The sequence below is a fragment of the Janthinobacterium sp. GW458P genome, from assembly GCF_002127585.1.
Lineage (GTDB): Bacteria > Pseudomonadota > Gammaproteobacteria > Burkholderiales > Burkholderiaceae_D > Janthinobacterium.
Genome location: NZ_NEGZ01000010.1, coordinates 80,232 through 105,966, shown reverse-complemented (window position 1 = coordinate 105,966; position 25,735 = coordinate 80,232). Strand labels below are relative to the sequence as shown.

The 25,735-nt window shown below is 62.1% G+C and carries 20 protein-coding genes and 2 riboswitches; of the genes, 11 read left to right on the top strand and 9 right to left on the bottom strand.

Annotated features, from left to right (window positions below):
- Positions 1-64: 64 nt before the first annotated feature.
- Complete coding sequence (locus tag CBW50_RS09220) at positions 65-349, top strand: hypothetical protein (RefSeq protein ID WP_086145253.1); 285 nt, start codon at positions 65-67, stop codon at positions 347-349.
- Positions 350-650: 301 nt separating this feature from the next.
- The gene (locus CBW50_RS09215; RefSeq protein WP_139842452.1) at positions 651-1,007 is read left to right on the top strand and encodes a hypothetical protein; all 357 of its coding nucleotides are present in this window, start codon (positions 651-653) and stop codon (positions 1,005-1,007) included.
- 691 nt (positions 1,008-1,698) lie between these two features.
- On the opposite strand, the gene CBW50_RS09210 is transcribed toward CBW50_RS09215, so the two are convergent.
- Positions 1,699-2,301 carry a TetR/AcrR family transcriptional regulator gene (locus CBW50_RS09210; protein ID WP_086145251.1) on the bottom strand — a complete coding sequence of 201 codons (603 nt, stop codon included), beginning with the start codon at positions 2,299-2,301 and terminating at the stop codon, positions 1,699-1,701.
- A gap of 22 nt (positions 2,302-2,323) precedes the next feature.
- Positions 2,324-3,541, bottom strand: a complete 1,218-nt coding sequence (locus CBW50_RS09205; RefSeq protein ID WP_086145250.1) for a Bcr/CflA family efflux MFS transporter — start codon at positions 3,539-3,541, stop codon at positions 2,324-2,326.
- 163 nt (positions 3,542-3,704) lie between these two features.
- Between CBW50_RS09205 and CBW50_RS29315 the strand changes: the two genes are divergently transcribed.
- Positions 3,705-3,863 carry a hypothetical protein gene (locus CBW50_RS29315; protein ID WP_157792492.1) on the top strand — a complete coding sequence of 53 codons (159 nt, stop codon included), beginning with the start codon at positions 3,705-3,707 and terminating at the stop codon, positions 3,861-3,863.
- 244 nt (positions 3,864-4,107) lie between these two features.
- Here the strand turns inward: CBW50_RS29315 and gcvP are convergent, their stop codons facing one another.
- From gcvP to gcvT, 3 genes are all read right to left on the bottom strand, one after another.
- Complete coding sequence (gene gcvP, locus CBW50_RS09200) at positions 4,108-7,008, bottom strand: aminomethyl-transferring glycine dehydrogenase (RefSeq protein WP_086145249.1); 2,901 nt, start codon at positions 7,006-7,008, stop codon at positions 4,108-4,110.
- A 118-nt stretch (positions 7,009-7,126) separates the two neighbouring features.
- On the bottom strand, positions 7,127-7,507 hold the full coding sequence (gcvH, locus tag CBW50_RS09195; protein WP_086145248.1) for a glycine cleavage system protein GcvH: 381 nt from the start codon (positions 7,505-7,507) through the stop codon (positions 7,127-7,129).
- A gap of 71 nt (positions 7,508-7,578) precedes the next feature.
- Positions 7,579-8,700, bottom strand: a complete 1,122-nt coding sequence (gene gcvT, locus CBW50_RS09190; protein ID WP_086145247.1) for a glycine cleavage system aminomethyltransferase GcvT — start codon at positions 8,698-8,700, stop codon at positions 7,579-7,581.
- 73 nt (positions 8,701-8,773) lie between these two features.
- Positions 8,774-8,880: riboswitch (glycine riboswitch) on the bottom strand.
- Positions 8,881-8,908: 28 nt separating this feature from the next.
- A riboswitch (glycine riboswitch) is annotated at positions 8,909-8,995 on the bottom strand.
- Positions 8,996-9,164: 169 nt separating this feature from the next.
- Between gcvT and CBW50_RS09185 the strand changes: the two genes are divergently transcribed.
- The 7 genes from CBW50_RS09185 to def all read left to right on the top strand — a co-directional run bounded on the left by CBW50_RS09185 (position 9,165) and on the right by def (position 19,243).
- Positions 9,165-9,737 carry an ATP-dependent Clp protease proteolytic subunit gene (locus CBW50_RS09185; RefSeq protein ID WP_226935576.1) on the top strand — a complete coding sequence of 191 codons (573 nt, stop codon included), beginning with the start codon at positions 9,165-9,167 and terminating at the stop codon, positions 9,735-9,737.
- Positions 9,738-9,899: 162 nt separating this feature from the next.
- Complete coding sequence (locus tag CBW50_RS09180) at positions 9,900-10,535, top strand: phosphatase PAP2 family protein (RefSeq protein ID WP_226935578.1); 636 nt, start codon at positions 9,900-9,902, stop codon at positions 10,533-10,535.
- Between the two features lie 190 nt (positions 10,536-10,725).
- On the top strand, positions 10,726-14,253 hold the full coding sequence (gene smc, locus CBW50_RS09175) for a chromosome segregation protein SMC (protein WP_086145244.1): 3,528 nt from the start codon (positions 10,726-10,728) through the stop codon (positions 14,251-14,253).
- Positions 14,250-15,425: a cell division protein ZipA C-terminal FtsZ-binding domain-containing protein gene (locus tag CBW50_RS09170; RefSeq protein ID WP_086145243.1), complete on the top strand. Its 1,176-nt coding sequence runs from the start codon at positions 14,250-14,252 to the stop codon at positions 15,423-15,425. The genes smc and CBW50_RS09170 overlap by 4 nt, the downstream gene beginning before the upstream one ends.
- 14 nt (positions 15,426-15,439) lie before the next feature.
- A complete protein-coding gene (gene ligA / locus CBW50_RS09165) occupies positions 15,440-17,791 on the top strand; it encodes an NAD-dependent DNA ligase LigA (RefSeq protein ID WP_086145242.1) in 2,352 nt (783 codons plus the stop codon).
- A 25-nt stretch (positions 17,792-17,816) separates the two neighbouring features.
- On the top strand, positions 17,817-18,710 hold the full coding sequence (gene galU, locus CBW50_RS09160; RefSeq protein WP_086145241.1) for a UTP--glucose-1-phosphate uridylyltransferase GalU: 894 nt from the start codon (positions 17,817-17,819) through the stop codon (positions 18,708-18,710).
- Positions 18,707-19,243, top strand: coding sequence for a peptide deformylase (gene def, locus CBW50_RS09155; RefSeq protein WP_086145240.1), 537 nt, complete (start codon positions 18,707-18,709; stop codon positions 19,241-19,243). Before galU ends, def begins: the two co-directional genes overlap by 4 nt.
- Positions 19,244-19,378: 135 nt before the next feature.
- On the opposite strand, the gene CBW50_RS09150 is transcribed toward def, so the two are convergent.
- The 4 genes from CBW50_RS09150 to map form a co-directional block, all read right to left on the bottom strand.
- Entirely contained in the window at positions 19,379-20,143 is a 765-nt protein-coding gene (locus tag CBW50_RS09150) for a PilZ domain-containing protein (RefSeq protein ID WP_086145239.1), read from the bottom strand.
- A gap of 130 nt (positions 20,144-20,273) precedes the next feature.
- The gene (locus CBW50_RS09145) at positions 20,274-21,023 is read right to left on the bottom strand and encodes a pseudouridine synthase (protein WP_086145238.1); all 750 of its coding nucleotides are present in this window, start codon (positions 21,021-21,023) and stop codon (positions 20,274-20,276) included.
- Between the two features lie 47 nt (positions 21,024-21,070).
- On the bottom strand, positions 21,071-23,638 hold the full coding sequence (locus CBW50_RS09140) for a [protein-PII] uridylyltransferase (RefSeq protein WP_086145237.1): 2,568 nt from the start codon (positions 23,636-23,638) through the stop codon (positions 21,071-21,073).
- Positions 23,639-23,673: 35 nt separating this feature from the next.
- Positions 23,674-24,486, bottom strand: a complete 813-nt coding sequence (gene map, locus CBW50_RS09135) for a type I methionyl aminopeptidase (protein WP_086145262.1) — start codon at positions 24,484-24,486, stop codon at positions 23,674-23,676.
- A 390-nt stretch (positions 24,487-24,876) separates the two neighbouring features.
- Here map and rpsB point away from each other — a divergent pair, with 390 nt between their 5' ends.
- Entirely contained in the window at positions 24,877-25,629 is a 753-nt protein-coding gene (gene rpsB, locus CBW50_RS09130; RefSeq protein ID WP_086145236.1) for a 30S ribosomal protein S2, read from the top strand.
- Positions 25,630-25,735: the final 106 nt, after the last annotated feature.

Genomic DNA, 25,735 nt, shown 5'->3' with positions numbered 1-25,735 from the left:
GGAGCAGTCGTTTGAAGCGAAACTTGAGTAACTAAAATCAATGATAAAAACTATGGAATCTCAAATGCAACTTCAGTTGGGACAGAAAATTTCCCGCATTTCTTTATTTTTTTTCGCGTCAATTTTCTTTGGCTGCGCCTTTGCTCCTGAAGTTGTAGCGGCTAATGTAAGGATTTTTTCCTTGGCTCTATCGGCATTATTTTATTGCGTGGGAAGCAATAGGTCTGCTTTGATTTCACCGACAAAGAGCTTGCAATGGAAGTTCATGCCGCCGATACCGCGAGCTTTGTTTCTCGCTTTTTTTCAGTTGCTAGCATTGTCGGCTGTGATGATGCTCCTGGATGTTTAACGGGCCACGAGTGCACTAGACACTGCTGAACTGCTTATACGCTCTGGCCACAAGCGGCCCTTCGGGGAAGAGCATCAACGCGAGTTGTGTAATATATTGGAAATTGGAATGACGACAGAACAAAAGCGCTTACTCGATAGACGGAAAAGGGATTTCGCGCTTCGGGGCGGAATCTACCGATGACGGCAGCCGGCCCGGAGAGGGCGGACTTCTGAACGTAGATATCATCTCAATTTTAGTGGAGGCGAGAATTCAAAGCTATATATTCGCATCGTCAGACGAACCAAGTGCTATAGCGTCTTTGTCGATTGAAGCATTGACGGCGGCGGCCCGTGCCGGGCTTTTCTCGCTTACGCTCGCCAGTGACGACGAATTGGCGTTGCTGATGGGTTTGCTCGGCATTGAACCATTGCGCTCAATATCGTTGCTGTCTAATACTGAGTTCCTTGTGCTCTTCGATTATTCCGATAGGTTTTTACCTCAAATGACTCAGGAAGATTTTGACGTATTCTATGAAAAATGGCTACGCTTGACTGACCGGGAGTCAAATATGGATGAGTATGGACAGCTATTATTTCTTCAAGGGCGGGCTGCTAGCTGGAACCAGATGGCGAGCAGGTTCATACTCCGCGAAGCCCCAATGGCATCTACAGAGTGATTCCAGGGTGCCAAGAGCCGATATGCAAAAATAATTACCCTCCAGTCCACAAACCAGCAGCATGAGACCAGTCTGCGATGATATCGCAGGACTATGGGAACAAGATGGATCGCTTCGAGACGTCTACGTGCAGAATACCGACGCTGTCCACTGGGATCGCTTCGACCTACTGCTCAAGCAATACGAATGCACGTACAGCGTTGATGGGACTGCGCTGCCATTTCAAGGATCGCGCTGCGTTCTGGAGAATCGTGAAGGTTCGCATTTGTTATCGATTCTGTTGGATGGCCCGGTTGTAATCTGCTGCCACTTCTGTATACCCGGGCAGTTAGAACTCGATATCTCACCGAAGGAAGTTACTGGGATCTTGCGGCATGTGCAAGTCCTTTCATTCGTCGAAAACTTGGCTGAGACTTTAGAACTTCCTGCGGACATCTCTCCTGAAAATTGCGAGCAAAACCCGATGCTAACGTATGCGCCTCAGACAAAATCGTGGCATATACGTGATGATACGCAATAGTGGTCAAGGTCCGCTCCGGGGCGCAGGCGGAACGTCGCAGGCGAAAGATCCGGCAGCAAGTCGTACTCTATCGGACGGTTCAAAGCGCTGCTTCCGACGAGTCAATAGCGGCTCGTGTCAGACCTGTTCGCCGTTCAGCGAGTGGCTGCAGCCTATACCGCATCAGGCCGATTACGCCGCCATCGCCAGCGAATCAGACAGGATGTGCCACAGGGCCGCATGGCGCTGCTGCAGCGCCGCGCCGCCCGCGTAGATCAGCTCCACGTGCAGGCTGTCGACGATGCCCAGGTAGGCTTGCGCATACAGGTCGACGCGCTGCGGCGGCAGGGCGGGCGCGCAGCGGCCCAGGCTGGCCACGTAATGCCGCTGCAATTGCGCCAGCAAGGCTTCGTAACCCGTGCCCACTTCCACGCGCAGGGGGGCGGGCGGCAAATACGCCGTGCGCAGCAAAAAGCGCAAATGGGCCGAGTCGGCATAGCGCTGCGCCATGCGGTCGCAGTACAGGGAACCGGCCAGCTGGCCGCCGGGCGCCGCCAGCGCCGTCTCGTCGGCGAAGCAGGCATCCATGAAGGCTTGCTCTTCGGCCAAGGCGTCGGCAAACACGTCCAGAAACAGGGCGTCCTTGCCGGCGAAGTGCGAATACAGCGACGCCTTGCGCATGCCCGCCTGCGCGGCGATGTCGCTGAGGGACGAAGCGTCGTAGCCGTGTTCCGAAAAGTGCACGACGGCGACGGCGCAGATGTTATCGGCCGAAGCCGAGCGTTTTTTCATCATTGGGGTGAGAGTGGGTGAGGCGTCAGTGCGCTCCCAGGCTGCTGGCATGGACCGGATGGATGCGCGCAGTGGCCAGGGTCAGCCATGATACCAGCAGGCCGGCCGCGGTCAAGAACAGCAGCCACGGCAGCGGCCCCGACTCGGATAGGCTGGCCGCCAGCGGCGTGGCCAGCGATGACAAGCTCATCTGTATGGCGCCCAGCAATGCCGCCGTGGAACCGAGCGCGCGCTGCTGCGAGCCCATGGCCATGGCCATCAGTGCCGCTTCCGCCATGCCCAGGCCAAACAGGGCCACGAACATACCGGGCACGGCGGCGGCGATGCCGGCGCCCGCCCAGGCGCCCAGCAGGGCCAGTGCCGCGCCGCCCAGCATGGCCAGGCTGCCCGCCGCGCTCAGGCGCGCCACGCCATGGCGGCTTACGAGGCGCCCGCTGGCCATCGCGCCCAGCAGCACGGCCACGCCCGTGGCGCCGAAGACGAGGCCGAAACTGCCGGCGGACAGGCCGAAATCGCGCTGGTACACGAGCGAGGCCCCGCCGATGTAGGCGAACAGGAAGAAAAAGCTGGCCGCCAGGGCCAGTGCGGGCAGCAGGAAGGCGCGGTCGAGCGCGATGCGCGCATACGCGCGGTGCATGCCGCGCGGCGAGACCCGCTTGGCGCTGGGCAGGGTCTCCGCCAGGAACAGCGCGCTATTGAGCAGGGTCAAGGCGCCCAGCGCGGCCAGGGCCAGCATCACGGCGCGCCAGCCGTAATGCGCGTCAAGCAAGCCGCCCACGGCGGGCGCCAGCACGGGTGCCAGCCCCACGATGGTCATCAACAGGGCAAACAGCCGCGCCGCCTGCACGCCATCGGCCACGTCGCGCACCATGCTCATCACCACGACCAGGGTCAGCGCCGCGCCCAGGCCCTGCGCCGTGCGCGCCAGCAGCAGGGTGTGTAATTGTTCCGCCTGCGACGCCCACACGGCCGCCGCGATGTAGACGGCGATGCCGGCCAACAGCGGGCGGCGCCGGCCCAGCATGTCCGTCAGCGGGCCGAACAGCAGCTGCCCGCCGCCCAGGGCCAGCAGGAAGACGGTCAGGCTCAGCTGCACATTTGCATACGAGGTGTGCAGCTCGCGCGCCATGGCGGGCATCGAGGCGAGGTACATGTCGATGCCGGCCGGACCGAGCACGGCCACCAGGGCCAGGGACGCCGCCAGAGCGAGACTGGCGGCGGGGAGGGTGGTTTGCTGCTGCATTGCATTTCCTTCATATCGTCAAAAGACGCGGCATGGACACCGCCGTCTTTTTTATTGTACACTGGCTACCTACCGATAGGTAGCTACCGCGATAAAGGCAAAGGATGACAATGATGAGAGACGTGACAATGACGGGTGCGCCGCATCCGCGAGGAGAGCGGACATGACGGAAGTGGGAATCTCGCTCAGCGGCGTGGCTGTGGCGCTGCTGTTTGCCGCCTGGAGTTCGCACCGCAGCCGCTGCGAGCGGCGCGACGTCGTGTGCCTGACGATACTGGGTACCGTGCTGGGCTTGCCGGGCGCCGTTCTGCTGGCGCTGTAGCGCGCGCACAAAAAAACGGCAGACCTTGCGGCCTGCCGTTCTGTTTTAATTTAATACTCCCGGCTTTTGCCGGGATTTTATTTCTAGATTGCTGAGTTTCGATACCTGACAAAACCGTAGCGAGCGTCAGTGGGGCTCGGCGCCCCCTTGTGGCCAAGAAGCGCAACCGTACTCTATACGGGGGCGCCGAGCCGGTGAGCATCGCCGGCCGCAAAGCGCCACGCGCAGTAGGTTTGGTCTGGCGTCATTCCTCTTCGTACGAACTGATCGGTGCGCAGCCGCAGAACAGGTTGCGGTCGCCGTACACGTTGTCGGCGCGGCCGACCGGCGGCCAGTACTTGCGCTGGCGCAGGGAAGCGACGGGGTAGGCGGCGATTTCGCGGCTGTACTTGCGTTCCCAGTTGTCCGACATCAATACCTGTGCCGTGTGCGGCGCGTTCTTCAACGGGTTGTCGTCGTGGTCGAATTCGCCGCTGGCGACCTTGGCGATTTCCGCGCGGATAGCGATCATGGCGTCGATGAAGCGGTCGATCTCCGCTTTCGATTCGCTTTCCGTCGGCTCGATCATCAGGGTGCCCGGCACGGGGAAGCTCATGGTCGGCGCATGGAAGCCGAAGTCCATCAAACGCTTGGCCACGTCTTCGTTGCTGATGCCGGTGGCGTCCGTGATCGGGCGCAGGTCCAGGATGCACTCGTGCGCGACCAGGCCGTCGTGGCCCGAGTACAGCACCGGGTAGTGCGGCGCCAGGCGGCGCGCGATGTAGTTCGCCGCCAGGATCGCCGTCTCGGTCGCCGCCGTCAAGCCTTCCGCGCCCATCATGGCGATGTACATCCACGAAATCGGCAGGATGCTGGCCGAGCCGAATGGCGCGGCGCTGACGGCGCCGATGCCCGCCGCGTCGCGCTGGTAGCCCGACGAGCGCTGGTTCGGCAGGAATTTCGCCAGGTGGGCGCCCACGCCGATCGGGCCCACGCCCGGTCCGCCGCCGCCGTGCGGGATGCAGAAGGTTTTATGCAGGTTCAGGTGCGACACGTCGCCCCCAAAACTGCCGGGAGCGGCCACGCCGACCAGCGCATTCATGTTGGCGCCGTCGATGTAGACCTGGCCGCCGTGCGAGTGGATGATCTCGCACAGTTCCTGGATGCCTTCTTCAAACACGCCGTGGGTGGACGGGTAGGTGACCATCACGCAAGCCAGGTTGGCGCTGTGCTTTTCCGCTTTCGCCTTCAGGTCGGCCAGGTCCACGTTGCCGTTGGCGTCGCAGCTGGTGACGACCACCTGCATGCCGACCATGTTGGCCGATGCGGGATTGGTGCCGTGCGCCGACGAGGGAATCAGACAGATGTTGCGGTGGCCTTCGCCGCGCGACTCGTGATACGCCTTGATCACCAGCAGGCCCGCGTATTCGCCCTGCGAGCCGGCGTTCGGCTGCAGCGAGACGGCCGCGTAGCCTGTCAGCGCGCACAGCATCTCTTCCAGCTGCGAAATCATCTCGCGGTAGCCGACCGTTTGCGCGCTAGGTGCGAACGGGTGGATGTTCGAAAATTCCGGCCAGGTGACGGGAATCATTTCGCTCGTCGCGTTCAGCTTCATGGTGCACGAGCCGAGCGGGATCATGGTGCGGTCCAGCGCCAGGTCCTTGTCGGCCAGGCTGCGCAGGTAGCGCAGCATTTCGTGTTCCGAGTGGTAGCTGTTGAAGACGGGGTGGGTCAGGTAGGCGCTCTCGCGCGCCAGGTTGGCCGGCAGCGCGCTGGTCACATTTGCTTCAACGGCATCGAGGTCCGGCGCGGCAGGCGCGTTGGCGACGCCGTCGGCGAAGACGCTCCACAGCAGCGCGATATCGTCGCGCGTGGTGGTTTCGTCGAGCGACACGCCGACGTGGGTGGCGTCGATCTTGCGCAGGTTGACGCCGTGCTTCAGGGCCGCCGCGTGCAGTTTTTCCGCATCGCCGACGTTGACGGTCAGGGTGTCGAAGTAGCTGGCGTTGACGACCTTGTGGCCCAGGGTCTTCAGGTTGGCCGCCAGCACGCCCGTAAAGCGGTGCACGCGCTGGGCGATCTGCAGCAGGCCGGCAGGGCCGTGATAGACGGCGTACATCGAGGCCATCACGGCCAGCAGCACTTGCGCCGTGCAGATGTTCGACGTCGCTTTTTCGCGGCGGATATGCTGTTCGCGCGTTTGCAGGGCCAGGCGATAGGCCTTGTTGCCCTGCGCATCGACGGTCACGCCCACCAGGCGGCCCGACATATTGCGCTTGAATTCATCGCGCGTGGACAGGTAGCCTGCGTGCGGGCCGCCGAAACCAAGCGGCACGCCGAAGCGCTGGCTGTTGCCGACGACGACGTCGGCGCCCCATTCGCCCGGCGGCGTGAGCATGGTCAGGGCCAGCAAATCGGCCGCGACGATGACCATGGCGCCATTCGCGTGCAGTTTTTCCACGCCGGCGCGGTAGTCACGCACGACACCGTTGACGCCAGGGTATTGCAGCAGCACGCCGAAGCAGGCGTCCAGCGACTCGATTTCAGCCGGATCGAAGGTGCGCACTTCGATGCCGATCGGCTGGGCGCGCGTCTGCACCACTTCCAGCGTTTGCGGCAGCACGTCATTGGCGACGTACAGCACGTTCGACTTCGACTTGCCCACGCGCTGGATCAGGGTCATCGCTTCGGCGGCGGCCGTGCCTTCGTCCAGCATCGAGGCGTTCGAGATGCCCATGCCGGTCAGGTCGGTGATCACTTGCTGGAAGTTCAGGATTGCTTCCAGGCGGCCTTGCGAAATCTCAGGCTGGTAAGGCGTGTACGCCGTGTACCAGGCGGGATTTTCAAAGATGTTGCGCAAAACGACACCAGGGGTAAACGTATTGTAGTAGCCTTGGCCGATCAGGGATTTGAGCACCTGGTTCTTGCCGGCGATGGCTTTCAGGCGCGACAGCGCTTCCTGTTCCGGCATCGGCTGCGAATACGCGCCCAGGGGCAGGGCGCCCTTGTTGCGGATGTTGCTTGGCACCAGGGCGTCGATCAGCGCGGCGCGCGATGGATAGCCGAGGGTCGCCAGCATGGCTTGCTGTTCGGTGGCGGAAGGGCCGATGTGGCGGGCGATGAAGGCATCGCGTGCTTCGAGTTGGGTCAGGCTGGTGCGGGTCATGATATAGAGGCCAAAAAAGACTGAAAAACCGGGATGCGGCGCGCGGGCGCGGCGGCGGGTTATAGCTACAAAATTAAATGCAAACGGGCCGCAATTGCGGCCCGTGAGTCAAACGCGATCAGGCGCTGGTGGTGGCGCCATAGGCGGCAGCGTCGAGCAAGCCGTCCAGGGCCGACACGTCTGCTGGCTTGATCTTGAACAGCCAGTTGGCGTAGGCGTCGGCATTGATCGACTCGGGCGAGTTGACCACGGCGTCGTTGACGGCCACGATTTCGCCGGCGATCGGCGCGTAGATGTCACTGGCGGCCTTGACCGATTCCACCACGGCGGCGTCGTCGCCGGCGCCGTAGCTGTTGCCCACGGTTGGCAGTTCGACGAAGACGATGTCGCCCAGGGCGTCCTGCGCGTACTCGGTGATGCCGACGGTGACGGTGCCGTCGCCTTCAAGGCGTACCCATTCGTGGGAAGCGGTGTACTTCAGGTCTGCAGGAATGTTCATGTGTGGCTCCAGATGGTAAGTGTTCGTTATTGATTATAGTTGTACGGTCTTGCGGGCGGCTCTATAAAACCTTACGCAGCCAGGATTTTACCGTTACGCACGAAAGGCAGCTTGACGACGGAAGCGGCCAGCTGCTTGCCGCGGATTTCCACGTGCACGGTGTCGCCCACTGCCACGCCGTTGGGCACGCGCGCCAGGGCAATCGCTTCCTGCATGGTCGGGCTGAAGGTGCCGCTGGTGATTTCGCCCGTGGCGTCGCTGCCGGCGATGATGACTTTTTGATGGGCGCGCAGCACGCCGCCTTTTTCGCGCAGGATCAGGCCGACGAATTGCGCGTTCTGGCCTTTCGCCAGCAGGGCGGCCTTGCCGATGAAGTCGCGCTCGCTGACCAGGTCGATGGTCCATGCCAGGCCCGCGTCGAGCGGGTTGACGGTCTCGTCCATGTCCTGTCCGTACAGGTTCATGCCCGCTTCCAGGCGCAGGGTGTCGCGCGCGCCCAGGCCGGCCGGCTTGACACCGGCGGCGATCAGGGCGTTCCACAGCGCTTCCACCCGGGTGGCCGATACGCCGATTTCAAAACCGTCTTCGCCCGTGTAGCCGGTGCGCGCCAGCATGACTTCGCCGAAGGCCGTGTCCTTGACGATGACGACGTTGAACGGCTTGATGGCTTCGGACGCGGCTTGTGTTTCCGGCAGCACTTGCCACACCTTGGCGCGCGCGTTCGGGCCTTGCACGGCCACCAGGGCCATCGGATCGTTGGCACTGCGGCGCTCGGTAATCGTCAAGCCGCTGTTGGCGGCTGTATTTTGCTGCTGCATCCAGGCCACGTCTTTTTCAGCCGTGCCCGCGTTGACGACGAGGCGGAACCAGTTTTCGTTGAAGAAGTAGACGATCAGGTCATCGATGACGGTACCTTCGGCATTCAACATGCACGAGTACAGCGCCTTGCCCGACACTTGCAGCTTGTCAACGTTGTTGGCCAGCAAGCCGCGCAAAAAGGCGCGCACGTTCGGGCCTTCGATATCGACCACGCACATATGGGACACGTCGAACATGCCGGCGTCGCCGCGCACGGCGTGGTGCTCTTCGATTTGCGAGCCATAGTTGACGGGCATGTCCCAGCCGCCGAAATCGACCATGCGGGCGCCGAGGGCACGGTGGGCGTTGTTGAGTGGGGTCGCTTTGAGCGTCATGGAATCCTCGGGACGAAGGTAAAGGGGAAGTTAACAGAACACACAGAGCCCAACACGGCTTTCCGGCGTGATCACTGACCCCCCTGTCCTTTGTACCTGAGAGATTACGGGGGCTTGCCCCGTGCGCCCCTTCGGTGGGCCGCCGGCGTAAAGCCGCGGCCGCTCTCCAGAGTTGAGCTGAAACATGTCGCCAAAGCAACAGCTTCAGTCCGCCTGATCGGTCCTTTTGCCTGAGAGTTTTTGGGTAGTGCCCCTTCGGCGGCAACGCTGGATTGCCCTCTCCCGATCAAGTGGAGGGAATATATGCCAGCAGGGTGTTTCTGTCAATCTGTAAAGACGTTGCCAAATTGCAGCAAAAGCCCCGGTTTGCGGGGCTGGCAAGGGGGCTGTTCCGCTGCAAAAGGGCGCCCGGCCGCGCAGGAATGCGCTATGATGAAATCCTGGCTTTCTTGCGGGTGCCTGCCATGAATACTACACAAAGCGAGACGCAAAACAACACCGAGCAGCATGGGTACTTCACCCTCTCCGGCGACGTCAACAGCGATATGGTGCGGCGCGTCTTCAATGCCGCCGCCGACATCTCGGAAGACAAGCTCACCACCGCGCACATTTTGATCCAGTCGAACGGCGGTTATGTCAGCGACGGCATCTGCCTGTACAATTTTCTCAGCAAGTTGCCGCTCGACATCATTACCTATAACGCGGGCGCCGTGGCCTCCATCGCCGTGACCCTGTTCCTGGCGGGGCGCCAGCGCCACGCCAGCGACACGGCCCGCTTCATGGTGCACAAATCGCATGCCACGGCCTCGCCCGGTTCGCGTCCCGATGCCCTGAGCATCATCGTCGAAGGCTTGCGCGCCGACGACATGCGCACGGAGCGCATCCTGCGCGGCCACGTCAGCCTGACGGACGAGCAGTGGCAGGTGCACGCGTATTCCGACCTGCACCTGACGGCCGACCAGGCGCTGGAGGTGGGCCTGATCGCCTCGATCCGCGATTTTGCGCCGCCCAAGGGCAAGCGCCTGACGAATATCTGACGCGCCGCCCGTGCGGCTGCCGCGAGAATGTTTTCATGCGGCAATTTCAAAGATGAAAATTGTAATGGAATGTAATTCTTGCCCGTCGTTGACGAAAACCCGGGCGCAAGCGGGGCCAGTCGTGGCATAGTGCACGCTGATCATGAAATAAGTGCAGGCACGATGACTTGGTGGAATGGGATTTCTTTTGCGGCCGATATGGCCGTCATGGGGCCGGCGGGGGTGGCGATCGCCGTGTGGCTGCTGGTGTCGCGCCAGTGGAAGCTGGTGCTCAGCTGGAGCCTGTGGTACGGCGGCGGCCTGGCCCTCGTGGTGCTGTCGAAGCTCGCCTTCATGAGCTGGGGCGTGGGCAGCAGCACGCTCGACTTCACCGGCTTCAGCGGCCATGCCATGCGCGCCGGCGCCGTGTTTCCCGTCCTGATGTACGTCCTGCTGCAGCGGGCCGATGGCCGCTGGCGCCATGCCGGCGTGCTCGTCGGCGTGGCCTTTGCCGTGCTGGTGGCCATTTCCCGCGTGGTCGTGCATGCGCACAGCGTGTCGGAAGCCGCCAGCGGCTGTGTGCTGGGCCTGGCGGTGGCGCTGGGCTTCATGTGGCATGCCCGCGGCGCCGTCAATATCGCCGTCAGCCACGCGCTGGCGCTGGCCAGCCTGGCGCTGATGGTGGTGCTCAGCTTCAAGGCCGAGCCCATGCCGACCGAGCGATGGCTGCAGAAACTGGCCATGGTGCTGTCCGGCCACGAGCGTGTTTTTTCCCGCGCCGACTGGAAACTGGCGCAGGATGGCCGGCCAGCCCGGTGAAGCGCTGCCGGCTGGCGCCTGACACTGCTGTTTTTTGGCCAGAAAAGCATCAGGAAATGGTATGATGAACCACTTTTTCGTGGCGAGCGGCCAGGCTGCCGTCGCAATGGTGACCACGGTGACCATCAACTGAATATGAACCGGGTTCACCCGTCTCAACGGCCAGCATAGGCCAGGAACTCTAAAACACGTGCGTCTCTCTTCCATCAAGTTGTCGGGATTTAAGTCTTTTGTCGATCCCACCAATTTCCAGGTGCCAGGCCAGCTCGTGGGCGTGGTCGGACCTAACGGCTGCGGCAAGTCGAACATCATCGACGCCGTGCGCTGGGTGCTGGGCGAATCGAAAGCGTCGGAATTGCGCGGCGAATCGATGCAGGACGTCATTTTCAACGGCTCCACGCACCGCAAGCCCGCCGGACGCGCTTCCGTGGAACTGGTGTTCGACAACAACGACGGCAAGGCGTCCGGCCAGTGGGGCCAGTACGCCGAGATCGCCGTCAAGCGCACGCTGACGCGCGACGGCACCTCCACCTATTACATCAACGGCCAGCCCGTGCGCCGGCGCGACATCCAGGACATCTTCCTCGGCACGGGCCTCGGTCCGCGCGCCTACGCCATCATCGGCCAGGGCATGATTTCGCGCATCATCGAATCGCGCCCCGAAGAATTGCGCGTCTTCCTCGAAGAAGCAGCCGGCGTGTCGAAATACAAGGAACGCCGCCGCGAGACGGAAAACCGCTTGCAGGACACGCGCGAAAACCTGCTGCGCGTGGAAGATATCTTGCGCGAACTCAATGCCAACCTGGAAAAACTGGAAGCGCAGGCCGCTGTTGCCACGCGTTTCCACGCCTTGCAGGCGGACCAGGAAGAAAAGCAGAAACTGCTGTGGCTGTTGCGCAAGAACGAGGCGCAAAACGAGCAGACGCGCTATTTCCGCGAAGTGGAACAGGCGCAGACGGACCTGGAAGAACAGACGGCCAAGCTGCGCAACGTGGAGCTGACCCTCGAGCAGATGCGCCAGGCGCACTTTGCCGTGGGCGACCGCCTGCATACGGCGCAAGGCCATCTGTATCAGACGAATGCGGAAATCGGCAGCCTGGAAGCGCAGATCAAGTTCGTCATCGAATCGCGTGCGCGCCTGCAGGCCCAGCTGGCCACCCTGACGGCCCAGCGCGACCAGTGGAGCCGCCAGGGCGGCGAATACCAGGAACAGATCGAGGAGGCGGAATTCCACCTTGAAGAGCTGGCCGCCAAGGTTGAGCAATCGCAAATGATGGCCGAACAGAAGGGCGAGCAATTGCCCGAGCTGGACGCCGCCTGGCGCGCCGCGCAAAACAGGAGCACGGAATCGCGGGCCAGGATTATGCAAGCCCAGCAGCAGCTGGAACTGGAATCGGCACACCAGCGCAATGCCTCCAACATCCTGGCCAGCCTGTTGACGCGCCGCGAGCGCCTGCAGCAGGAAAAGAACAGCCTGAGCCTGCCGGACAGCAGCCACCTGGAAAACCTGAAATTGCAGCTGGAAGAAAAGCAGCAGGCGCTGGAAGAACAGGGTTTTTATCTGGAAGAAGCGCTGGAGCAGCAGCCGAAGCTGGAGCAGGAGCGGGCCGAGGCGCAGGCGCAGGTCAATGCCGAAACGGCCGCCAACGCCCAGCTGGAAGCGCGTCTTTCCGCTTTGAAACAATTGCAGGAACGCGTGCAGACCCAGGGCAAGGTCCAGCCCTGGCTGAAAAAGCACGAGCTCGACACCTTGCCCCGCCTGTGGCAAAAGCTGCAGATCGAGGCGGGCTGGGAAGCGGCCATGGAATCGATCCTGCGCGAGCGCACGTCGGCCCTGCAACTGTCGAACATCGACTGGGCCAAGGCTTTCTTTGCGGACGCGCCGCCGGCCAAGCTGGCCCTGTATGCGCCGTCCACCGTGGCGCCGCTGCCCGTGCCGGAAGTGGCGGGCCTGAAGCCTTTCCTGAATTTGCTTAAACTCAACGATCCGGGCTTGCGCGGCTTGCTGCAGGACTGGCTGTACAACGCCTATGCCGTGGAAGACGCGGTCGAGGCGCTGGCCGAGCGCAGTAAATTGCCGCCGGGCGGCTATTTCGTCACGCGCGCGGGCCATGTGGTCACGGCCACCAGCGTGCGCTTCTATGCGGCCGATTCGGAGCAGGAGGGCATGCTGGGCCGCCAGCAGGAAATCGACAATATCGGCAAGCAGCTGCGCGCCCAGCAATTGCTGGCCGAAGAGGCGCGCGCCCGTTCCGTGCGGGCCGACGCGGCGGTGGCGAATTTGACGCGCAACCTGTCGGACTTGCGCTTGCGCATACAGCAGCTGACGTCTTCCGTGCATACTCTGCAACTGGACGTGGTGAAACTGTCGGAAGTGGAAGCGCGCTTCAACCAGCGCAGCACGCAGATCGGCGCCGACCTGGCGGAAATTGCCGCGCAGGAAGCCGAGCAGCAGCAGATCAAGGCCGAATCGGAAGAGAAATTCGAACAGCTGGACATGGAACTGGGCAACCTGCAGGAAGCGCACGAAGACGGCCACACGGATTTCCTGCAGAAGGAACAGCGTCTGGCCGAGGCGCGCGAAGCCTTGCGCGACCTGGAGCGGGCCGCCAAGGATACGGAATACGCGGAAAAAGCCCACCGCGCGAAGATCGAGGAATTGCGCCGTAATATCGCCACGGCCAGTACGCAGGCCCGGCAGGTGACGGAAAGCCTGGAAGCGGGCCAGCAGGAACTGGCCAGCCTGGAAAGCGGCGCGGCCGCCGACGGCCTGCAGGATCTGCTCGAGCGCCGCACCACGCAGGAACGGGCGCTGGCCGATGCGCGCCATGAGCTGGACCAGATCACGCAGCAGCTGCGGTTGTCCGAAGACGCGCGCACGCAGTCGGAACGCAGCCTGCAGCCGCAGCGCGACAAGATCATGGAAATGCAGCTCAAGGAGCAAGCCGCGCGCCTGAACCAGGAGCAGTTCGCCCAGCAATTGCTGGAGTCGGGCGCCGACGAGGCTGTCCTGACGGAAAAATTGCACCCGGACATGCGGCCATCGTATCTGCAGGGCGAAGTGACGCGCCTGACCAACGCCATCACGGCGCTGGGCGCCGTCAACCTGGCCGCGCTGGACGAGCTGGCGCAGGCGTCCGAGCGCAAGAATTTCCTCGACGCCCAGAATGCCGACCTGACGGAAGCGATCAATACGCTGGAAGACGCGATCCACAAGATCGACAAGGAAACGCGCGACTTGCTGCAAGACACGTTCGACAAGGTCAACCACCACTTTTCCGAGCTGTTCCCCATTTTGTTCGGCGGCGGCCAGGCCCGCTTGACCATGACGGGCGACGAGATTCTCGATTCCGGTGTACAAGTCATGGCGCAGCCGCCTGGCAAGAAAAATGCAACCATCCACCTGTTGTCCGGTGGAGAGAAGGCGCTGACCGCGACGGCATTGGTGTTTTCCATGTTCCGCCTGAATCCGGCGCCGTTCTGCCTGCTCGACGAAGTCGATGCACCGCTGGACGATTCGAACACGGAACGCTTCTGCCGCATGGTCAAGCGCATGTCCGACCAGACCCAATTCCTTTTCATTTCGCATAACAAGATTGCGATGGAAATGGCCCATCAATTGATCGGTGTGACGATGCAGGAGCAGGGCGTATCGCGCATCGTGGCGGTGGACATGGAGTCCGCCGCAAATTTTGCTACCGAGGCACAAGCAGCATGACAGATCTCCAAATTACCTTGTTCGGCGCCGGCGGCGTGTTTATCGTCGGTGTTTTCTCCTACAACAAATGGCAGGAATACAAGGCCAAGAAAAGCGTGGAGCGCGCATTTTCCACCGACCATGATGACGTGCTGATGCGCGATGGCGACGCCCCCGTGGCGGATGTCCAGGAACCTGTCTTGCGCCAGGAACCGCGCTTCGACGCGGCGCCCGCCGCCAAGGCGGAACCGTCGTTCGGCGCGCCGCCGGCCACCGCCGTGCCCGATGCTCCCGTGCATGCGGAGCCGTCGCTGGCCGGCGCTGCCGAGCCGGCTCCTGCGCCCGCCGTGGCGCCTGCTGCCGAACCCGTGCAAGAAGTGAGCGCGGCCAGCGAGCAGGCGACCAGCCTGGTCGACCCGCTGATCGATTGCCTGTTGCCTTTGTCGCTGGAAGCGCCCGTGCGCGGCGACAAGATCCTGCCCGTATTGCAAACCCTGCGCCTGGTGGGCAACAAGCCCGTGCACTTCATCGGCTTGCACGTGAATGGCGACTGGGAACCGATCACGCATGGCGGTGTCTACACCAGGATGCAGGGGGGCGTGCAGCTGGCCAGCCGCAGCACGGCCTTGAATGAACTCGAGTACTCGGAACTGGTCACGCGCTTGCGCGGCGTGGCCGACGACATCGGCGCCGAGCCGGAAGTGCCCGACATGATGGAAGTGATGGCCGAAGCGCGCAATCTGCACCGCTTCGTCGCCGGCCACGACGCCCAGCTGGGTGTGAACCTGCACACGAACGGCGCGCCGTGGGCCATTTCCACCTTGCTCGTTGCACTGGAGAAACAAGGCTTCGACGTGCGTCCCGACGGCCGCTTCGTCATGCCGGACGGCGACGGCGGCCATCTGTTCTCGCTGTCGACGAACGTTACCCTGGCCGAGGAAACGACGCCCCGCTTGACCTTGCTGCTGGACGTGCCTTGTGTGGCCCCCGCGCGCGACGGTTTTGGCGCCATGGTGGCCTGCGCCCGCGCGCTGGTGGGCCGCCTGGACGCGACCATCGTCGACGACTACAACCAGGCCCTGTCGGATGCGGCGCTGGCCGAGATCGCCGGCCAGGTGCAAGAGTTTTACCAGGAAATGGACGCGGCCGACATTCCGGCCGGTTCCACCCGCGCGCTGCGTTTATTTAGCTGAAGAATCCCGCAATAATGACTGATCCGACCAACCAGGATGCGCAAGCGCGCGTCCTGGCACTCACTGCCGAGCTGAACCGGCATCTGCACGCCTACCACGTGCTCGACAATCCCACCATCCCCGACGCCGAGTACGACAAGCTGTTTGCCGAGCTGCAGGCGCTGGAAGCGGCCCATCCCGAGTTGCTGCAACCGGATTCGCCCACCTTGCGCGTGGGCGCGGCGCCGCTGCCGCAATTCGAGCAAGTCACGCACGCGGTGCCGATGTTGTCGCTCAACAATGGTTTCACCGACGACGATATCGTCAACTTCGACCGCCGCGTGCGCGAGGGCCTGGAACTGGACGGGGAAGAGGTCGCTTATGCGGCCGAAGTGAAATTCGACGGCCTGGCCATCAACCTGCGCTATGAACACGGCCTGTTCATGCAGGCGGCCACGCGCGGCGACGGCGCCACGGGCGAGGACGTGACGGCAAATATCCGTACCATTGCCGGCATCCCTTTGCGCCTGCACGGCAAGCATGTGCCGGCGCTGCTGGACGTGCGCGGCGAAGTGATGATGTTCAAGGCCGACTTTGCCCGCCTGAACCAGCGCCAGCGTGATGCTGGCCAGAAAGAATTCGCCAATCCCCGCAATGCGGCGGCCGGCAGCCTGCGCCAGCTCGATTCGCGCATTACGGCGCAGCGCAAGCTGCGCTTCTATGCGTATGGCATCGGCGCCCTCGACGGCGCCGCCATGCCGGTGTCGCATTCGGCCTTGCTGGACTGGTACGAGACCTTGGGCATCCCCGTGTCGAAGGAGCGCAAGGTGGTGCAGGGCGCGCAGGGCTTGCTGGCCTACTATGCCGATATCGGCGCGCGCCGTCCGGCCTTGCCGTATGAAATCGACGGCGTCGTCTATAAAGTCAATGCGACGCAAGACCAGCAGCAACTGGGTTTTGTCTCGCGCGCACCGCGTTTTGCGCTGGCGCACAAGTTTCCCGCCGAAGAGGCGCTGACCGTGGTGCTGGGCATCGACATCCAGGTGGGCCGCACGGGCGCCATGACGCCCGTGGCGCGCCTGGCGCCCGTGTCCGTCGGCGGCGTGACGGTGACCAACGCCACCTTGCACAATGAGGATGAAGTGCTGCGCAAGGATGTGCGCGTGGGCGACACCGTCGTCGTGCGCCGCGCCGGCGATGTGATTCCCGAAGTGCTGTCCGTGGTGCTGGATAAGCGCCCTGAACCGGCCCCGTTGCCGTTCAGGATGCTGGAAAGCTGTCCCGTGTGCGGCTCGCACGTGGTGCGCGAAGAGGGCGAGGCCATCGCCCGCTGCTCCGGCGGCCTGTTCTGCTCGGCCCAGCGCAAGGAAGCGTTCCGCCACTTCGCGGGCCGCCGCATGATGGATATCGAGGGATTGGGGGAACGTTATATCGATACCCTGGTCGAACTCGAATACGTGCATGGCCTGGCCGACCTGTACGGCTTGACCCTGGACAAACTGCTGGAAATGAAGCTGCGCGCCGACGAGCGCGATGGTTCCACGCCGGAAACAGTGCAACAAGGCAAGATTCCCACCAAGTGGGCGGAAAACCTGCTGGCAGGCATCGAGGCCAGCAAGCGTCCGCCGCTCGAGCGTTTCCTGTTCGCGCTGGGCATCCGCCACGTGGGCGAGTCGACGGCCAAGACCCTGGCCGAGTGGCTCGGCAGCCTGGACTATGTGCGCCGGGCGCCGGCGGCCTTGCTGCGCGTGCTGCCCGACATCGGCGGCACCGTCGCGGAATCGATTGCCGATTTCTTTGCCGAGGCAAAGAATCAGCAGGCGCTGCAAGCCTTGCTGGATGCCGGCGTCACGCCGCAGGGCGAACATGCGCCCAGCGCCAAGCTGCGCACGCAGCTGGAGCAAACCAGGCTGCTGGCGGCCATCGGCATCCCTAAGCTGACGGAGCCGCGCAGCAAGCAGCTGGTGGAGCGGGGCGTGACCCTGGCCAGCCTGGCGGCGCAAGGCGCCAGTTTCCACGCGGGCTTGCCCGCCGCCGTGGCTGAATCGCTGGCCCAATGGCTGGCCGATGAGAGCAATGTCAAGCTGCTTGCTCAACTGGACGCCCTGCGCAATGAATTACTGTCACAATTGCCGGAACAGCCAGCATCTGGCGGCAAACTGGACGGCAAGACCTTTGTCCTGACGGGCACCTTGCCCAATATGAGCCGCGACGAGGCCGCGGAGCTGATCGAGGCGGCCGGCGGCAAGGTCAGCGGTTCCGTGTCGAAGAAGACGGGCTATGTGGTGGCAGGATCGGACGCCGGCAGCAAGTTGCTCAAGGCCCAGGAACTGGGCGTGGCCATACTCGACGAGGCTGGTTTGCTGGCCTTGCTCGCGCAAGACTAATCATTAAAATATGACAGATAGACCCATGAAAAAAATCAAAAAAGCAGTCTTTCCCGTCGCCGGCCTGGGCAGTCGTTTCTTGCCCGCCACCAAGGCGCAACCGAAGGAAATGCTGCCCATCGTCGACAAGCCATTGATCCAGTACGCGGTGGAAGAGGCCGTGGCGGCGGGGATCACGGAAATGATCTTCATCACGGGCCGCAACAAGCGCGCTATCGAGGACCATTTCGACACGGCCTATGAGCTGGAAACGGAACTGGAGGCGGCCGGCAAGCGCCAGTTGCTGGAAATGGTGCAGAACGTCATCCCCAAGCACATCAATTGCATCTACATCCGCCAGTCCGCACCGCTGGGCCTGGGCCACGCCGTGCTGTGCGCCCGCCCCGTGATCGGCGACGAGCCGTTCGCCGTGCTGCTGGCCGACGACTTCATGGATGTGGAAGAGGGCGCGCGTCCCGTGCTGGCGCAGATGACCGACGTCTTCCAGTACGAGAATTGCTCGCTGCTGGCGGTGCAGGACGTGCCGCGCGCGGAAACCAAGCAATACGGCATCGTCAGCGCCCAGCATTATCAGCCTGACCTGGAGCTGGTCTCGGCCATCGTGGAAAAACCGGCGCCGGAAATGGCGCCGTCGACCCTGGCCGTGGTGGGCCGCTATGTGCTGAGCAGCCGTATCTTTGCGCATCTGGAAAACCTGGGCACGGGCGCCGGCGGCGAAATCCAGTTGACGGACGGCATCGCCGCCCTGATGCGCGAAGAGCGCGTGCTGGCCTACCGCTACAAGGGACAGCGCTACGACTGCGGCTCCAAGCTCGGTTACCTGAAGGCGACGACGGCGATGGGCATGAAGCATCCGGAAACGGGCGCTGCCTTTCGTGATTATCTGCAACAACTGCAATCTGTGCTGGACGCAAAATGACCGTACGCGACATTCTCAAGATGGGCGATCCGCGCCTGCTGCGCATGGCCGAACCCGTGCGCGAGTTCGACACGCCCGAATTGCACGCGCTGATCGCCGACATGTTCGACACCATGCACGCCGCCAACGGCGCGGGCCTGGCGGCGCCGCAGATCGGCGTCAACCTGCAGCTGGTGATCTATGGCTTCAAGCAGAATCTGCGCTATCCCGACGCGCCGCAAGTGCCGGAAACCGTGCTGATCAATCCTGTGCTGACGCCCTTGTCGGAACGCAAGGAAGAGGGCTTTGAAGGCTGCCTGTCCGTGCCGGGCCTGCGCGGCAGCGTGCCGCGCTGGAGCGAGCTGCACTATGAAGGCGTGGACCAGTTCGGCCAGTCCATCAGCCGCGACTGCGACGGTTTCCATGCGCGCGTGGTGCAGCATGAGGTGGACCATTTGCACGGCATCCTGTATCCGATGCGTATTGTTGATTTTACGCAATTCGGCTATACGGACGTCATGTTTCCTGATTTGGATCCAAGCGACGACGATTAATTGCTGCTTCACCTGGGGGCTGACCCGGCGGGTCAGAGTCCAAATGTTGCTGGCGGTAGCAGTGAATGAGTAGAAAAATGGCCGCGCAGCATCAGCTGGGCGGCCATTTTTTATGCCTGAAGCAAATCTGCAAAACTAACGCACCTTGCGGCTGCTGCCCAGGTTGTCGAGCAAGTTTTTCAATTCTTCGCGCATCGTGTCCGTCAGGTTCAGGAAGCGGCAGCCGATCTGTACCTGTTCACCGAGCAGGAAGGAGCGGAAGGTGCGCGACAAACGGATTTCCAGGTCGGCGATCATGACCTTGTCCGGCCCCAGCTCCAGCCGCACGCGCGACAGCTTGCGGCCCACGTACAGGCCTACCGTGTCGCGCGGGTGGGCACGCATGCCGATGCCGCCGGCGGAGAAATCATACAGCTGCAATTCGTACGGACGGCCTTCGAGCACGAAGGCAGCCAGGTAGTACACGCCCAGCGGCGTTTCCAGGCGCGTCGATTCGCGCCGCTCCAGCACCAGGCAATGGCTGGGGAAGTTCGTCAGGTAGACGTTGGGCCGCTCGGGATAGGCTTGCCATTCGCCGTTGATGGTGAATTGCAGCTTGGCGCTTTGTACCCAGGACACGAAGGTGGCGCCGCCTTCGGGCAAGGTGGCGCCTTCATTGAGTTCCAGCACGAATTGCGGCAAGTCGTCGTCGACGGACAGGATGCGCGCCATGATGACGTCGTCTCCGTCGGTGGGATAGATGGAAATGGCGTCGCCGTTATCAGCCAGGCTGCACAGGGTTTCACCGATATCCCACGGATCGCTCATGTGGTGCGGCTTGGTGCCGGGCTCCATCGGCTCGGCCACGTCGGCCAGGCTGGGCGCACCTTTGCGCAGGGGATTAGGAATGGGATCGTTCACGACGGCGTATCTCTTGTAATTTCTAATGGGGAATAGTGTATAGGTTCAGGGCAATATTTGCTAAACAAATTACAATAATTGCCTTTACCGCACTATTTTCCTTGCTTGCTGAAAACAGATCCTGGCAAGCTTAAAACTGCTCGTCCGCGCTCAGGTAGCGCCATTGGCCCGTCGGCAGGTCGCCCAGCTTGACCTTGCCGATGCGCACGCGCTTGAGACCCAGCACCTTCAGGCCGACGGCTTCGCACATGCGGCGGATCTGGCGTTTCTTGCCTTCGCGCAAAGTGAAACTCAGCTGGTCCTCATTCTGCCAGCGCACCTTGGCAGGCAGCAAGGGTTTGCCGTCCAGCCACAGACCGTGGTTGAGTTTTTTCAAGTCGCTGTCGGGCAGGGTGCCGCCCTTGGTGTAGCTGACGCGCACCAGGTATTCCTTGTCGATATCGGTATCGTGGCCGATCAGCTGCTTGGCCACGCGCCCATCCTGCGTCAGGACCAGCAAGCCGACGGAATCGATGTCCAGGCGGCCGGCGGCCACCAGGCTGCGCAGCTGGGTCGGGTGGAACTGTTCCGGGCTGCGGTCTTCCGCCCAGCGGTTTTCCGCCTTGATCAGGGCCACGGCGGGCGTGTAGCCGTCTTCGGCCTGGCCGCTGACGTAGCCGACGGGCTTGTTGATGAGCACGGTAACGCGCTTCGATTGTTCGGCCGCCGCCTGGCGTTCCACGGTGACTTTCTGGCTGGGGTAGACCTTGCTGCCCAGCTCAGACACCACTTTGCCATCTACGCGGACCCAGCCGCGCGCGATCCATTCGTCGGCTTCGCGGCGCGAGCACAGGCCCAGTTCGGACATGCGTTTGGACAAGCGTAATAATTCTTCGGTCATGGTCTGTGTTTCACTAAATCAATAAGGGGAGGCGCTGCGCGGAATGGTCATACCTTCAGCGCATCGAGTAAATCGGTTTCCAGCAAGATCTGGTTGCGGGCGTTGTTGAGCGAGGGGCCGTCGACGAGGAAGACGTCTTCGACCCGTTCGCCCAGGGTCATGATTTTGGCCGTGTGCAGGTTGATGCGGTACTTGGTCAGCACGTTGGCGATCGAGTACAGCAAGCCCGTGCGGTCGTTGGCGGCCACCGACAGCAGGTAATACTGGCCCTTTTCATCGGGCCGCAAGTCGACGGTCGGCTGGAAGGGGAAGGTGCGCGACAGGCGCGACAGCCGGCCCTTGCCTGGCGGCGGCAGCGGCGCTTGCGACTGCAGCAGCTCGCCCAGCTCATGCTCGATCAGGCTGATGATGTCGCGGTAGCTCTTGGCGAAGTTCTGTTCCGTGACGAGGAAGGTGTCGAGCGCATAGCCATTTTTCGTCGTATGGATCTTCGCGTCGAGGATGCTGAAGTTCTTGCGGTCGAAATAGCTGCAGATGCGCGCGAACAGGTCCGGCTGGTCGGGGATGTAGACGGCCACCTGCAAGCCTTCGCCGATGGGCGCCAGCCGGCATTTTACCACCGGCAACTTGCTGTCGAGCTTGTCGTACAGCGAGCGCGTCTGCCAGGCGATGTCGGAGGCGTCGTGGCGCAGGAAATACGCCACGTCCAGCTGCTGCCACAGCTTTAAATGGGCGTCCGGCGGCAGCCCGTACAGGCGCAGGGTGGCCAGCGCTTCCTGCTGGCGGTTCTTCAGTTCGCGGTCGGCCGTGTGCGGCTCGCCGCCCAGCACGCGCAGGGTGATCTTGTACAGGTCTTCCAGCAGCTTGCCCTTCCAGGCGTTCCACACTTTCGGGCTGGTGCCGCGGATGTCGGCCACTGTCAGCAGGTATAGCCCCGTCAGGTGGCGCTCGTCCTTGACCACTTTCGCAAAGGCGGCGATAACGTCCGGGTCGGACAGGTCCTGCTTTTGCGCCACTTGCGACATGGTCAGGTGATTTTCCACCAAGAAAGCCACGAGTTCCGTGTCTTCGCCGGACAGGCCGTGGTCCTGGCAGAACTGGGTGGCGTCGGCCACGCCCAGCTTCGAGTGGTCGCCGCCGCGGCCCTTGGCGATGTCGTGGAACAGGGCGGCCACGTACAGCAGCCACGATTGCGAGAAATCGGCCATCAGCTGGCTGCAGAACGGGTATTCGTGCGCATGTTCGCTCATGGTGAAGCGGCGCATGTTGCGCACCACCATCAGAATATGCTGGTCGACCGTGTACACGTGGAACAGGTCGTGCTGCATCTGTCCCACGATGCGGCGGAAATTCGGCAGGTAGCGCCCGAGGATGCTCATCTCGTTCATGCGCCGCAGCGCGTGGATGATGCCCACGGGCGCCTGCATGATGCGCAGGAAGAGGGTGCGGTTGACGGGGTCCTGGCGGAAGGCCGCGTCGATCTTGAAGCGCTCGTGCCACAGGGCCCGCGTGGCGCGCGACGTCATGCCCTTCAGGGCCGGGCGCTCCGTCATCAGGACAAAAATTTCCAGCATGGCCGAAGGATATTGCTCAAACGTATCGTCGGTACTGATATCGATCAAGCCATTGACTTCATTGAAGCGCTCGTTGATGGGCACGGCCACATCGTCTTGCGGAAACAGCCGCGCCTCGATGTTTTGCAGCAAAATCGTGTTGAGCTGGGTTACGGTCTTGGCGGCCCAGTAATAGCGTTGCATGAGGAATTCGCTGGCGCGGCGCATGTGCGGTCCGCTGCCCGTCGCTTGCAAGCCCAGCGATTCGGCGATGGCCGTCTGCACGTCGAACACGAGGCGGTCTTCGCGCCGCCCTGCGTGCAGGTGCAGGCGCACGCGGATATCCTTGAAGGCGCGCTCCTTTTCCATCAGCTGGCGCGCTTCCGTCAGGGTGATCAGGCCGCCCGTGGCCAGGGTGCGCCAGGAATTGGCCAGGCCGGCTGCCTTGGCCACCCACAGGATCACCTGCAGGTCGCGCAGGCCGCCCGGGCTTTCCTTGCAGTTCGGCTCCAGGCTGAAGGCCGTGTCTTCATACTTGGCGTGGCGCTGGCGCATCTCCGCCGTTTTTGCCTGGAAAAATGCCTGCGCGTCCATCGCCGCGTCATAGCGTTGCTGCAATTGCGCGAACAGCTCCGCGTTGCCGCAGACAAGGCGCGCTTCGAGCAGGCTCGTCTGCACAGTGATGTCGGCTTTCGATTCCACCATGCATTCGTCGACGGTGCGGATGCTGTGGCCGATTTCCAGGCCCAGGTCCCACAGCAGCTGCACCAGTTCCTCGAGCTTTTCCTGCGTGGCCGCATCGGGCGCCTGCTGCAGCAGGATCAGCAGGTCGACGTCGGAATACGGAAACAGTTCGCCGCGGCCGTAGCCGCCCACGCCCACCAGGGCCGTGCCGGGCGGCAGTCCCGCTTCCTGCCAGGCGCGCGCCAGCACGCCGTCGACGCTGTGGCGCAGGCTGCGCAGCAGTTTTTCAGGCTTGCCGTCGGCGTGGAAGGCGGCGATGACGACCTGGCGGTCGGCTTTCAGTTGCTGCTTCAGCTGTTCCCGAACTTGCTTTTTCATCTGGGCCCTGGGTGGCGTTGCGTGTAATTAAAGAATCAAGCCTTGTTCAGGATCAAGGCCGGTGGCGGCGGCATGCCGGGCGACACGGTCAGCACTTCATAGCCCGTTTCCGTCACCAGCACCGTGTGTTCCCACTGCGCCGACAGGCTGCGGTCCTTGGTCTTGATGGTCCAGCCGTCATTCATTTCGCGGATTTCGCGGCGGCCCGCGTTGATCATCGGTTCCACGGTAAAGATCATGCCCGCTTCCAGTCGCTCCAGGGTGCCAGGTTTGCCATAATGCAACACTTGTGGTTCTTCATGGAAGACCTTGCCGATGCCGTGGCCGCAGAATTCGCGCACCACGCTGTAGCCGGCTTTTTCCGCATGTTGCTGGATCGCATGGCCGATGTCGCCCAGGTGGGCGCCCGGCTTGATCTGGTCGATTCCCAGCCACATGCATTCATAGGTGATTTCCGACAGGCGCTTGGCCAGGATGGTCGGCGTGCCGACGAGGAACATGCGGCTGTTGTCGCCGTGGTAGCCATCCTTGATGACGGTGATGTCGAGGTTGACGGAATCGCCGCTTTTCAGGACCTTGTCGCCCGGAATGCCGTGGCAGATGACGTCGTTGACGGAGGTGCAGATGGCCTTGGGGTAAGGCGTGTAGCCCGGCGGGCAATAGTTCAGCGGCGCAGGGATGGTGCCCTGCACGTTGACCATGTATTCGTGGCACAGGCGGTCCAGTTCGCCCGTCGTGACGCCCGCCTTGACGAAGGGCGTGATGTAGTCGAGCACTTCAGCGCCGAGCTTGCCGGCTACGCGCATGCCTTCGATGTCGGCGGCGGAATTGATACGGATGGTGGACATGATGTAATTCGCAATCTGCAAGATATTCAAGTGAAAAGCACAGACGAATCTCAGCGTATGAGGAAAAGTCTGCAAATATGCCGAAATTATAAACGAGGCGCCCTGTATCCGCCGCCTCCATCCTGGGGCAGGCCGGCGATTTCTGCGGCAAACCACTTAATGGGCACGGCTTGCACCAGCGTGGTGCAATGCCGGCTTGCCCCATGCGCGCGATTTGTGCTGCGGACTTGATGCAATGGGCATTTCAGTGTAGAATCCCGGGTTGCTTGAATTCTCTTTTAAGCAATGTAGTAAAACAGTGTCTTTAATTTATATAAACACGCGAATCCGGTCGACAAGGGTGCCTGTATGGTGACTGATCGGATTCCAGACCCAACCCTGGAGTTAATAATGTCCGTAACAATGCGCGAAATGCTGGAAGCCGGTGTCCACTTTGGTCACCAAACCCGTTTTTGGAATCCAAAAATGGCACCGTTCATCTTCGGCCATCGCAACAAGATCCACATCATCAACCTGGAAAAAACCATGGCGATGTACCAGGACGCAATGAAGCACGTGCGTCAACTGGCTGCAAACCGTGGCACCATCCTGATGGTTGGCACCAAGCGCCAAGCTCGCGAAATCATCGCTGCTGAAGCACAGCGCGCTGGCGTGCCTTTCGTTGATCAACGTTGGTTGGGCGGCATGCTGACCAACTTCAAGACGATCAAAACCTCGATCAAGCGCCTGAAGGACATGGAAGCGATGGTCGAAGACGGTTCGATCGAGAAGCTGTCGAAAAAAGAAGCGCTGATGTTCTCCCGCGAAATGATCAAGCTGCAAAAATCGATCGGCGGCATCAAGGACATGGGCGGCGTTCCTGACGCAATCTTCGTTGTGGACGTCGGCTACCACAAGGGCGCGATCACCGAAGCGGCCAAGCTGGGTATCCCGGTCATCGGCGTTGTCGATACCAACCACTCCCCAGAAGGCGTGAACTTCGTGATCCCAGGTAACGATGACTCCTCGAAAGCCATCATGTTGTACGCTCGCGGTGTTGCTGATGCAATCATCGAAGGCCGTGCAGCTGCCGGTAACGAAGTTGTTGAAATGGTTAAAGCAGCCGCTGGCGACGAATTCGTCGAAGTTAACGAACAGGCTTAATGGCCAGGCTGTCGCAGGATAGCCGTTTGTAAGCACAGCAGTAAGGGAAAAGGGGTGGCAGCAGCTCCCCCTTTTTTTTAACAAAAAAACGATAGTGACCGCTGGC

Excerpts from the sequence above, each read along its gene's own strand:
- def (WP_086145240.1), top strand. The coding sequence starts at position 18,707 with ATGACCGTACGCGACATTCTCAAGATGGGCGATCCGCGCCTGCTGCGC.
- gcvH (WP_086145248.1), bottom strand. The coding sequence starts at position 7,507 with ATGAACATTCCTGCAGACCTGAAGTACACCGCTTCCCACGAATGGGTA.
- CBW50_RS09185 (WP_226935576.1), top strand. The coding sequence starts at position 9,165 with ATGAATACTACACAAAGCGAGACGCAAAACAACACCGAGCAGCATGGG.
- CBW50_RS09145 (WP_086145238.1), bottom strand. The coding sequence starts at position 21,023 with ATGACCGAAGAATTATTACGCTTGTCCAAACGCATGTCCGAACTGGGC.
- CBW50_RS09170 (WP_086145243.1), top strand. The coding sequence starts at position 14,250 with ATGACAGATCTCCAAATTACCTTGTTCGGCGCCGGCGGCGTGTTTATC.
- rpsB (WP_086145236.1), top strand. The coding sequence starts at position 24,877 with ATGTCCGTAACAATGCGCGAAATGCTGGAAGCCGGTGTCCACTTTGGT.
- CBW50_RS09220 (WP_086145253.1), top strand. The coding sequence starts at position 65 with ATGCAACTTCAGTTGGGACAGAAAATTTCCCGCATTTCTTTATTTTTT.
- ligA (WP_086145242.1), top strand. The coding sequence starts at position 15,440 with ATGACTGATCCGACCAACCAGGATGCGCAAGCGCGCGTCCTGGCACTC.
- galU (WP_086145241.1), top strand. The coding sequence starts at position 17,817 with ATGAAAAAAATCAAAAAAGCAGTCTTTCCCGTCGCCGGCCTGGGCAGT.
- CBW50_RS09210 (WP_086145251.1), bottom strand. The coding sequence starts at position 2,301 with ATGATGAAAAAACGCTCGGCTTCGGCCGATAACATCTGCGCCGTCGCC.
- gcvP (WP_086145249.1), bottom strand. The coding sequence starts at position 7,008 with ATGACCCGCACCAGCCTGACCCAACTCGAAGCACGCGATGCCTTCATC.
- CBW50_RS29315 (WP_157792492.1), top strand. The coding sequence starts at position 3,705 with ATGACGGAAGTGGGAATCTCGCTCAGCGGCGTGGCTGTGGCGCTGCTG.
- CBW50_RS09180 (WP_226935578.1), top strand. The coding sequence starts at position 9,900 with ATGACTTGGTGGAATGGGATTTCTTTTGCGGCCGATATGGCCGTCATG.
- CBW50_RS09140 (WP_086145237.1), bottom strand. The coding sequence starts at position 23,638 with ATGAAAAAGCAAGTTCGGGAACAGCTGAAGCAGCAACTGAAAGCCGAC.
- CBW50_RS09205 (WP_086145250.1), bottom strand. The coding sequence starts at position 3,541 with ATGCAGCAGCAAACCACCCTCCCCGCCGCCAGTCTCGCTCTGGCGGCG.
- map (WP_086145262.1), bottom strand. The coding sequence starts at position 24,486 with ATGTCCACCATCCGTATCAATTCCGCCGCCGACATCGAAGGCATGCGC.
- gcvT (WP_086145247.1), bottom strand. The coding sequence starts at position 8,700 with ATGACGCTCAAAGCGACCCCACTCAACAACGCCCACCGTGCCCTCGGC.